The organism is Tessaracoccus luoxuelianae (assembly GCF_055326245.1).
Window position 1 is genome coordinate 1 of sequence record NZ_JBUZNO010000022.1, and the last position, 9,281, is coordinate 9,281.

Genomic DNA, 9,281 nt, shown 5'->3' on the forward strand with positions numbered 1-9,281 from the left:
GCGCGGCATGAGCGAGCATGGCTGCTGTCGGCAGCAGAATGGGGTCATGACCATGACCTTGCTCGAGGGTGAACCCGCTGCGGGGCCTTGGCGGGCCCTCGACACTGCCGAGCTGGTCAATCACGTTTTACAGGTGGCCGGGCAGCCGCTGGGTCGGCCGCAGATCGTTGCCGTGGACGGCAGGGGAGCCTCAGGTAAGTCGACGCTGGCTGCTGAGCTGAAGCGGGCCGTCGCCCGTTCTGCGGTCGTCCACACGGATGACCTGGCCTGGCATGAGCCGTTCTTCGCCTGGGGGCATCTGCTGCGCGACGAGATCCTGGTGACACTGCACCGTGGGGAGGGTGTGCGGTTTCAGCCGCCGGCGTGGGGGCTGCATGGACGCGAAGGCGTGATCGAGGTTGCCGCGGAGGCGGACTTGGTCGTCATCGAGGGCGTCGGCGCAAGCCAACGCGAGTTCGAGCACTTCGTTGATGCCTCGATCTGGGTGCAGTCGGACTTTCAGGAGGCCGAGCGGCGGGGGATCGCTCGCGACATGGCCGAGGGTGTGAACGGTGATCGCGAGCAGACGATCGCGTTCTGGCACGAGTGGATGGCACATGAAGTGCGGTTTCTTGCCGAGCAACGTCCGTGGGAGCGGGCCTGCCTGGTGGTTGCCGGTTCCCCAACCATCGACCTCGATGAGGGGCAGTTCGCCGTAGCGCCTGCACCTTCGAACAACCCGTGGCTCTGATGGTAGGTGCCCCCGCATCTGCCAACGCGACAGTAGCGTGCGGCCACGCTCAGTGCGGCAGAAGCGGACGTTGCCGGCAACCAGGGAGGCAGTCTGTTGGCTGCCAGAGCCAGCGTGCGTTGCCGAGGTAGCGATGCCGAGATTCCCGAAGGCTCTCCTCCCTACGAGGACCCTCCATCCAGCGAGTGCCAAGGCATGGTCTGGGCTGGTCCCGACTCTGCCTGTCCGCGGCCGAGCCCTGCGTGGCGGCAGTGGAGCCATCCCCAGCACGGCGTAGGGTAACCCACGTCGAGCCGGTTCGTGTGTCCCTTAGCCGCAAGGGAAAAGGTGGGCGAGAAAGCAGTGGATTGAAGGACAAGGTGGTCCCCTTATGTCAGATCCTAGGTCTGCAATCGCGGGCATCGAGAATTGGTGCCATCCCAGGGCTCCGGAGGAGTGGCAGGACCTCTGGGGAAGGCTGGGCAATGGTCACGGCATTGACCCGTATCGCGAGTACTGGATCATCTATCGTGGATGGGGGCCGGAAGGTGTCGATCTGCGTTTCTCCGCTCACGCGGTAGATGTTCGTGAAGACTGGACGGCGTTCAGGGCCCTGTACGACTTGGCCTGCACCTCGGACGAGCGGCTGACGGCTCTGCGTGAGGCAGGTTATGGCTTCCAGATCGTGACGTCGACGGAACACACCCCTGAAGAGGTCGCGGAGTACAGGCAATGGTTCTCGGAGATCGACCTAGGCGACTCGGAGGCTCAGGCCGAGTACTTGTATCACACGGTTCTGCTCGAAGTTATTGACATAGACGCTGTTGAGGTGACTGAGGCAGATCTGGTTGAGTTCACCGGAGAGTTCCCATCCATCAAGAACTGGCGTCGAGCAACACAGTCGCTGTGGATGGTTGACTTCTCAGAGTATCCTCGCCCGCTCAAACGGCGAGGCGTCATGGCGGTGAGCTTGGCCATCAACTATGAGCAGCACAACATCCTGCAGCGTGTGCACCGTCATCACAACGCGCACGTCCGCGGAGCTCACCGGAACGATGGTTGAGCACTCGTCAGCAAACATCTCCGATGGAGGACGGCCCTACTTGCCACGGCCAAGCCTAAGGCTGTCCCATGAAGTGCAACCTCGCGGATCAGCGCGTTCAGGCGTAGCGTCCGGCACGGCGCAGTCGCCGCGGCGCGGCGCGGCGCGGCAGAAGCGGGCGTTGTGCATCGCGTGGGGTGAAGTTGCGTGGGGTTTCGCGAGTGACATTCATCTTCGCCGGGTGGCTCCCAGGCTGCGCTCTGCTCCCTGGGATACTGCCTGAGTGTGGGTAATGGCACGGGGCCTGTGATGGCGAGCCGGCGGCGAGGTTCGCCGAGATACGTCTTGCTTGGCGAGCCGGGGCAGCCGCGACCTGTGAGGTTTGGGGCGTGGTTGAGGCTGTTTCTTCTCGGCCGCGGGCGAGCCCTGCTGAGTTGGCCAGTCAGCTGCCTCCTCGTCGGCGTGGTCCTGTTGATCCCGTGGGGCCTGGCCGAACGGCAGGCATATGTGACCGCCGCTGAGCTTGCCCAGGTCGGACACACCTCCTCAGCCGTCGCGTGCGAGGCGAGGTATGGGAGGGGCGCTGAGTTGGCCGTCCGCGTCACCATCCCTGAAGCTCCAGAGCTCGTCACGCTGATCTACCCGACCATTGGACCCGTACTTGGCCTGGCCCCGATCCCGTGGGCAATGTGCGGCGACCCGTACACGACTCCCTTCGACGTCGTTGTTCTCACGCGCCCAGATGGGCAGGTGATCGCCATGGCAGCCCGAGACCTCCCTGATTCGCAGTCACTGATGATGTGGCCCTGGACCGTGGGCATCGGGATCGCACTCATGTCCGCGGCGCCGGTGTGGGCCGTCTGGGCATGGCACCTTCTCCGACGGCCAACACCATAGCGACGCGCGTCGCCAGCGTCAGGCACGACCGTTGTCCGCGACACCCCCAATAGAGACTGTGCCACCTCACAGGTAGGGCTCCACTAGGCGTCGGCGGCACCACTGGCGGCATGAGCGTGCGTCGGCGGCGGATGTGGCCCAGCACCGACCGAGTCGGCCCCACTTCGACGATCATGGTGCGCGTGGGAGAACTCGATGTCCAGGAGCGCATTCGGCGCGACCTCGCCGCCGGCGACACCCATCTCGCGTGTCAGCGACTGCGCGGGCTGATCAACACGTATCCGCAGCGACTGGACCTTCGAGACCAATTGGGCCAGCTCTCACGGCAGCAGGCGAACAGCGGTGAGGCGGGTCGCTGGCTCTATATCGGAGGCACCGCGACGCCCAGCGAGCAGGCTGCGTTCGAGGCGCGTTTTCCTGAGGCCGTGTATCGGATGAAGGCAGTGAAATGGCGCGGCGACGAGTCCGCAGCCGGAGCCGCAGGCGCCGAACGCCTGGCCCGCTTGCGCCTCGCTGCTGAGGCAGAAGCGGGTCGGCCCCTCACGTGGGATGAACCCCTCCCTCCACGTCCGGAAACATCGGTGAAGGGCTTCCTCGCCGGATGGGTGCTGGGAACCCTGCTCATGCTGACGGTTGGCGGCATCCTCGCCCTCGCGCTGAAGGGGATCCTGCTGCTGTGGCACCTGCTATCTCCATGAATGGCGCCGCATCCTGGGCGGCAGATTCAGTGGAACCCATGAGATGAGGACGTCGAGCACGGCGAGCTGCAACTGTCGTGGACTGACCGCCGGGTCTTGGGCTCTATAGAACCGCTGGCACCTCACCGAAGCCAGTGCCTCCGCGCTCGTCGCATGTCAGGCATTGGCGCTGAACGAACACAGGCTCGCGACGAAACGTCTGGCGGAAGCCCTCGGCCTTGACCTTCAGGTCAAAACCGTCATGCCCCTCCAGGTGCCAGCCGTCACGAACAGGATGAATATCAGCCAGCGTTTCCGCCCCCCACACCGAGCCATCGCCACGAAGCTCGAAGGCACTCACCCCACGGAAGACGAGCGTGCAGGGGGCCACCCAGAACGAAAACCGTCGCCCTCTCTCGACCCACCTCACGATGTAGTCGAGGTCGAGCGCAATCTGACTGGACCAGCCATCCGACTCCCAGTCACCGCGGCGGACCTCGTAGGCCCAAACGGTCGCATCGTGCCAGCCCATTGCCGGGAAGTCCCGCTCGGTCCATACCGCTCGCGCCAGTCCATGGGCCGAGTCGTCGGCCATCAACTCTCGCTCGAGGTCGCTCGGAATGTCGGGCGTTGGGAGATGCTCCCACTGGTCAACACCGCCGGATTCCGAGCCGACCCCCTTCTCGCGCCTGAACCACCCCATGGCGAAGAGCATCCCAGAACGAGACGCGAATGCACCAGCAGCCTCATGAGCAAGGGCAGCGGATGTGCGGCCCACAACCGGCCCAGTGCGGCAAGACCGGACGACCCCGAGAGGGTACGTCCCCAGTGCGGCATGTCAGGATGTTGGAACCCGGTCCTCTGCGCGAGGTTCGGGCGTCTCGCCGTTGGCGAGCTCGTCGATCCAGTCGTTCGCCACGTCCGACAGGCATAGCCCGGCTGGGCCGCTCTGGCTGACCCACCATGCATCGGTGCTGATGATGCCGCCTGCTGCGGTGATTTCTTCAACAAGGTCGGCCGGGACCTCGTCACCGTTGTTCCCCATCAGATAGTCGCGGGACTGCTGCCGCAGCTTCGGCCACCATGCTTCGATGCTCTTGCCGACATCATCCATCACTGCGATGCGAGGCGCCAGACGCGGCATGCGCGGACATCCTTTGCGCCGAACGTTTAACTAGGGACTAGGAGTGCAACGAGCAACGAGGCCCAGTACACAGGAATCGCCGGAGCCTAGTACGGCCACCGAAACGCCCACACCACGTCCGTGGGCATTGGACATATAGAGACGGTCCGTGTGCCCACCAACTTCCGAAGCAGAGCGGCGTTCGCAGCCCCTCGGCGGAGACGGCGTAACTCTGGCAGCGGCCACCAGGTCAGGCGGTGCTTCTTACGGACAATGAGCACGGGGACATATGCGTCAGACAGCCACGTCATGCCGCTGTCAGTGCGGGCGGCCCATCCCACCGCAGCGATATCACCTGACGAGATCCATCCACGTCGTGTCAGAAGGCCGCGAGGCGTGGCTACGACGAGGAAAGGCCATCCCAGCACGAATGCTAAGCCGAAAAAGAAGGTGACTATCCAAGCTGAGGTCAAGGAAGGATCGACGATCAGCAGCGTGACTGCACCCGCAACCATCAGGTATGCGAGGAAGACCACCGGTGACGCACTGCCGAGCACACGGACTCTACTGGCAGTTCCGGTGAGCCGGTCACCGCGGCCGGCATGCTTGGCTTCAGCGAGGTCATCCAGCCACCCCTCCGGGTCCATCCGAGTCAACGTCGTTTCCCCAACATGCGCCTGTCCACTGCCACGCTCCACAAGCTATTGACGCTGCCAGCATAGGCGTTGGACGCTCCTCGGGCCGTGATGCGGTAGCTGCGGTTCTTCCGGCGGCTCATCGGTAGATTCCCATCCTTCCTGCCTTGGGCCGTAGCGATGCGAGGTTTTCGCATCGACGTACCACGCCGCTATTGACGCGCTCGTAGAGAGCGCCGGCGAGCTTTCCTCTTGGTCCGGAGATGGCTGCCAGGCAAACCGCCAAGGTGGCTTCCCCATAGACGCGGGCTCCGACCGGAGCCTCCACGCGGCAATTGACGGCGGTCGTGCTCGGGGACAACGAAGCCGAAGGCTACCCTCGCACACCGCGGCAATTGAGGGCGGTCGTGCTCGGGGCAGCCGAAGCCGAAGGCTCCCCTCGCGCACCGCAGCAAGGGCGTGCAGACCGATCCGATCGGGTAGCGTGCCAGACGTGAGCTCGATCCTTGCCCTCCTGGACCTCTACCTGATGGAGAGAGGCATCCCGATGCCAAGCGGCGCGAGCGCACGGAAGGTTGCAGAGGAGTCGATCGAGCTTGTCGAGGTGTGCAGCCGAAGTGACCCCGACCGGGAGGCCATCATGCATGAGTTGGCAGATGTCGTGCTGGCCGCCGCAGTGGTAGCGCACCACCACGGGTTCACGGTTGAAGAAGCGATTCGAGCAAAGTGCGAACTGGACACGGGCCGCGAAGCACGACGTTCCGTAAGGCCGTGAGCAACCCTCCGCCCATGCGATCGATCTGCGGCGGCATCACGCATGTCTGTACCACCTCCTCGGAGGCGTCAAGGACACGCTCTTGCTAGCCTGACGACGTGCTTCGGCTTCACGTTCCATCGCCAGAGGAGTTCACGATCCGGCAGGCATGGCTGCTTGATCCAGAAATGATGGCCTACAACGCCGGCTGGCCTATCTCCTACGCTGGGTATAACCCTGCCACAGGCTGTATCGACTGGCCCGAGGGTGCCTGGCCGGCATTCGTGGCGCGGCTCGCGCGTCCGGCATCAGAGCAGGGTTACTACTTCGTTCAAGAAGATGAGACCAGCGAGTTCCTGGGCCATGTCCACTACGAACTCCACTCCGACGGCACGGCTCACATCGGGCTCAACGTGATACCTGCTCGACGTGGAACTGGGCTTGGCATGAGGTTCATGAATCACCTGCTCGAACGGATCTGGCAAGACACTGAAGCAGCAGCGGCCATCAACGAGTTCGAGGACGGTCGACTCGATGCCGTGCGGCTCCACCGGCGCTGTGGCTTCGTCCCTGAGCCGACCACATCGAGTGCGCACGGCCGCCCAACCCGCGCGTGGCGCCTTCTAAGGTCCGACTCCCAGTAGGGATCGCGCTTTGCGGCAATTGAGGGCGTCCTGTAGGGGTCATCCGCCAGCCACAACGAAGGAGGTGGAATGCGGAAGGATTGGACGCATGTGGCGTGCGCGTGGCAGGACGTGGGAGACCGACGGCGTGGAGCTGGTGGGGTTGCAACCGCTCTCGGCCCAGAATCTCTACGAGTTCGCCCTGGAGGACGGCTCGTCGGTGCATCTGCACGATGGTGACTGCCTCGGCATCAGCCACCAGCCCTCGCAAGCCCGGCTCACCCTGTCGTACCTGTTCGAGCCCCGCTGGTCACCGGCCACGCATCCGGCTGGATGCACGGTGCGGCTCATCTTCGACGGGGCCGAGATCATCGAGTGGCAGCACGACCCGGGCCCGCAGGCGGAGGCCGGTCAGTGTTCCGACTTGAGGTACTGCAAGCCTCGCGTGTTCACCCTCGACCTGCTGAACGACCAGTTGTCCTTCGCTGCCACTCGTGTGTCGATCGAGGTCGATGACTCCCGATCCTGACTGCGTCACATGAGCTCGGGGTGGGGTGGCAGTTGGCAGAGGAAGAGGTCGGCGTAGTCCGGCAGCGCCCCAGCGTCTGGCGAAGTGTCGAATCCTACCCAGTTGGAGTCCATCAGGTTGAGGGCGCGTCGCAGGAACTGCCCCGGCTCGAGGACCACCATGTCCCTCAGAGGGTCCTGTTGGCCGGTGGCGAGCAACCCGCCCCGAGCGATGTACAGGCAGGTGCACAGGTCGCCAGTGATGGAGGTGGCGATGCAGGGATGCCCATCGACGAACCCATCGCGTTCCCCGTCGTGCGCAGGTTGCCATGCCGCGAGCAGAGGGAGACCCTTCCCATCCCGTGGGAGCGAGAGCACCACGTCGTCCAGCCTGGGCAGGTCGCGCTCCTCGGATCGGATGAGGCGTGGGGTGAGGTCGATGCCATAGGGGATGTTGTTGCGCTGGGGTGGCAATTCGGCCAGCACGGTCGCCTCGAGGATCCAGCCTTCGGGTTCCCCACCGACGCGGGCTGGCTGCCATTCCTCGTTCCAGACTTTCATGGTGGCAACGTCGCAGACTTCCCCGGAGCCGGGGACCAGGTACCAGCCCTCATCGTCAGGGTCCTGGATTCTGTGGGCGCGGGCTTCCATGAGCCGCTCCACACGGACCTTGAGGTGGTGGCTGCCCTCGGGTGGCACGTGATGCTCTGCTGCCAGGGGGATCGGACCGCCGACGGCTGTTTGCCAGGGCTCGGCCCAGTCGGTTTCACAGACGGTGAGGTCCACGACGTCACCAGACGTGATGGGGGTTCCGCAGCACTGGTACTCCCACTGGGCAATCCAGATGAACACTGTGCCGGAGGTGATATGAGTCATCACGGGGACGCCTTTATGCGGCAGCGCCGAGCCATCGACGAGAGCACCGAACATGCTCCGATGACACCATCATACTACCGGTAGGCAGTCGACCCCCCAACGCGCGCTTCTCGGCATGAGAGTGAAGCGGGGGAGTGTCCAGGGAGGCCTCCGGCCGGACCCGGGGACGATTCGAGGCCAAGCCCGCCGACCTCTTCAGAGAGGGAGTTGGGTGGCGGCGTTCTCTTCCCAGGCGTCTTCGATGCGGGTGTAGATGCCGATGGAGGCCAGGTCCTTGTGCCGGGTCTGTCTGGCGATCTGCAGGGAGGTGGCGCCGCGTTTCGCGGCGTAGGTGACGAACCCTGCCCGAAGGGAGTGGGCCGAGAATCCGGTGGCGTCGAGACCGGCCCTGGTGACGGCCTGGGTGATCAGGCGGGAGAGGCCGTCGGGGGTGAGGCCACGGGCGCTGACCCGGTTGCCTTTGGAGACGGACCGGAACACCAGGCCTTCGGTGATGCCGGCGACGGTGAGCCAGTTGCGTAGCGCGGTGACGGGGCAGTAGTCCTGGCGGGCACCCCAGGGGAGGACCACGAGCTCAAGGTCGCCGGTCTGGTTGGTTTTGGAGCGGGTGAGCTCGATCACCAGGCCCCGTTCGTGGGGTTTGATCTGATCAACCTCGAGGGCGGCGAGTTCGGAGGCGCGCAGCGCGGACACGAACCCGACCAGCAGGAGTACCCGGTCCCGGATTCCGCTGAGCGAGGGCTCATCGTCGCGGGTCTTCCATTTCGTCATCGCCGGGCAAGCATCAACGACGTCGAGGAGGAGTGGGGGCATGAGGGGGCGGGCCTGGTCCGGGGGAGCCCCGAGCTGGCGGCGGATCCCTTCCCAGACGGCGATCACGCGCGCGGTCTGGGTGGGGTCGGGATGGTTACGGACCTTGTGGGCGAACCGGATCGTCGACAGACGCCGGCTGATCGTGCCGACCTTCGCCCCGGCGGTGGCCAGCGCCGAGATGTAGCGGGAGATCGCGATGTCGGTGGCGGGCAGTGCCGTGTGGTGGTTGTCGCGGCACCAGGTGACGAACTCGGTCCAGTCGGAGCGGTATCCACGCAACGTCGACGACGCCCGGGAGGCCGAGGCGAACGCGGCCTCGGCCGCATCCAACGACAGGTCTTCCGGCAGCAACATCCCCGCCTGCTGATCAACCGCGACCGGACCACCAGCCGCACTGTGCAGGGCCCCTGGCTGGCTTTCAGTCATGCGACTTGTCGGGGTGCTCGAGTTGGTCGGCGAGCCAGGTGCGGGCGGCGGCCTCGGCGGCCGGTTTGGCGGCTGTCAGGGTGGGCTGGACGCCGCGGGCGATGCGGGTCACCTGGTCGGTGCTGCCGGTGCGGTAGATGGTGAGCGTCCAGGTCCAGCGGCCGGCGGTGCCGCGCTGGGCCATCAGCTGCAGATCGTG

Annotated in this window: 12 protein-coding genes; 7 read left to right on the top strand and 5 right to left on the bottom strand. The window is 65.0% G+C overall.

The annotated features are described in order from the left end of the window. The first annotated feature begins 46 nt into the window (after positions 1–46). The 4 genes from ACZK39_RS16490 to ACZK39_RS16505 all read left to right on the top strand — a co-directional run bounded on the left by ACZK39_RS16490 (position 47) and on the right by ACZK39_RS16505 (position 3,346). On the top strand, positions 47–730 hold the full coding sequence (locus ACZK39_RS16490) for a uridine kinase family protein (RefSeq protein ID WP_197971685.1): 684 nt from the start codon (positions 47–49) through the stop codon (positions 728–730). A gap of 370 nt (positions 731–1,100) precedes the next feature. Further along, a complete protein-coding gene (locus tag ACZK39_RS16495; protein ID WP_077342537.1) occupies positions 1,101–1,772 on the top strand; it encodes a hypothetical protein in 672 nt (223 codons plus the stop codon). 372 nt (positions 1,773–2,144) lie between these two features. Continuing rightward, the gene (locus ACZK39_RS16500; RefSeq protein ID WP_463613948.1) at positions 2,145–2,648 is read left to right on the top strand and encodes a hypothetical protein; all 504 of its coding nucleotides are present in this window, start codon (positions 2,145–2,147) and stop codon (positions 2,646–2,648) included. Positions 2,649–2,830: 182 nt separating this feature from the next. Next, entirely contained in the window at positions 2,831–3,346 is a 516-nt protein-coding gene (locus tag ACZK39_RS16505; protein ID WP_463613949.1) for a DUF6584 family protein, read from the top strand. A 103-nt stretch (positions 3,347–3,449) separates the two neighbouring features. Here ACZK39_RS16505 and ACZK39_RS16510 read toward each other — a convergent pair whose 3' ends face one another. Both ACZK39_RS16510 and ACZK39_RS16515 read right to left on the bottom strand, forming a co-directional pair. Continuing rightward, entirely contained in the window at positions 3,450–4,040 is a 591-nt protein-coding gene (locus ACZK39_RS16510) for a hypothetical protein (RefSeq protein WP_463613950.1), read from the bottom strand. Between the two features lie 123 nt (positions 4,041–4,163). Then, positions 4,164–4,469 carry a hypothetical protein gene (locus ACZK39_RS16515; RefSeq protein ID WP_463613951.1) on the bottom strand — a complete coding sequence of 102 codons (306 nt, stop codon included), beginning with the start codon at positions 4,467–4,469 and terminating at the stop codon, positions 4,164–4,166. A 1,107-nt stretch (positions 4,470–5,576) separates the two neighbouring features. On the opposite strand from ACZK39_RS16515, the gene ACZK39_RS16520 reads away from it, so the two are divergent. The 3 genes from ACZK39_RS16520 (at position 5,577) to ACZK39_RS16530 (ending at position 6,989) form a co-directional block, all read left to right on the top strand. After that, a complete protein-coding gene (locus ACZK39_RS16520; protein WP_463613952.1) occupies positions 5,577–5,858 on the top strand; it encodes a MazG nucleotide pyrophosphohydrolase domain-containing protein in 282 nt (93 codons plus the stop codon). 98 nt (positions 5,859–5,956) lie between these two features. Further along, a complete protein-coding gene (locus tag ACZK39_RS16525) occupies positions 5,957–6,481 on the top strand; it encodes a GNAT family N-acetyltransferase (RefSeq protein WP_463613953.1) in 525 nt (174 codons plus the stop codon). 88 nt (positions 6,482–6,569) lie between these two features. Beyond that, positions 6,570–6,989 (top strand): hypothetical protein, encoded by a 420-nt coding sequence (locus ACZK39_RS16530; protein ID WP_463613954.1) that lies wholly within the window; start codon positions 6,570–6,572, stop codon positions 6,987–6,989. Positions 6,990–6,994: 5 nt separating this feature from the next. On the opposite strand, the gene ACZK39_RS16535 is transcribed toward ACZK39_RS16530, so the two are convergent. From ACZK39_RS16535 to ACZK39_RS16545, 3 genes are all read right to left on the bottom strand, one after another. Then, positions 6,995–7,843, bottom strand: a complete 849-nt coding sequence (locus ACZK39_RS16535) for a DUF6578 domain-containing protein (protein ID WP_463613955.1) — start codon at positions 7,841–7,843, stop codon at positions 6,995–6,997. Positions 7,844–8,038: 195 nt separating this feature from the next. Continuing rightward, positions 8,039–9,010, bottom strand: coding sequence for a site-specific integrase (locus ACZK39_RS16540; protein ID WP_463613956.1), 972 nt, complete (start codon positions 9,008–9,010; stop codon positions 8,039–8,041). A 64-nt stretch (positions 9,011–9,074) separates the two neighbouring features. Further along, on the bottom strand, positions 9,075–9,281 hold a 207-nt coding region (locus tag ACZK39_RS16545), incomplete at its 5' end, for a hypothetical protein (protein WP_463613957.1).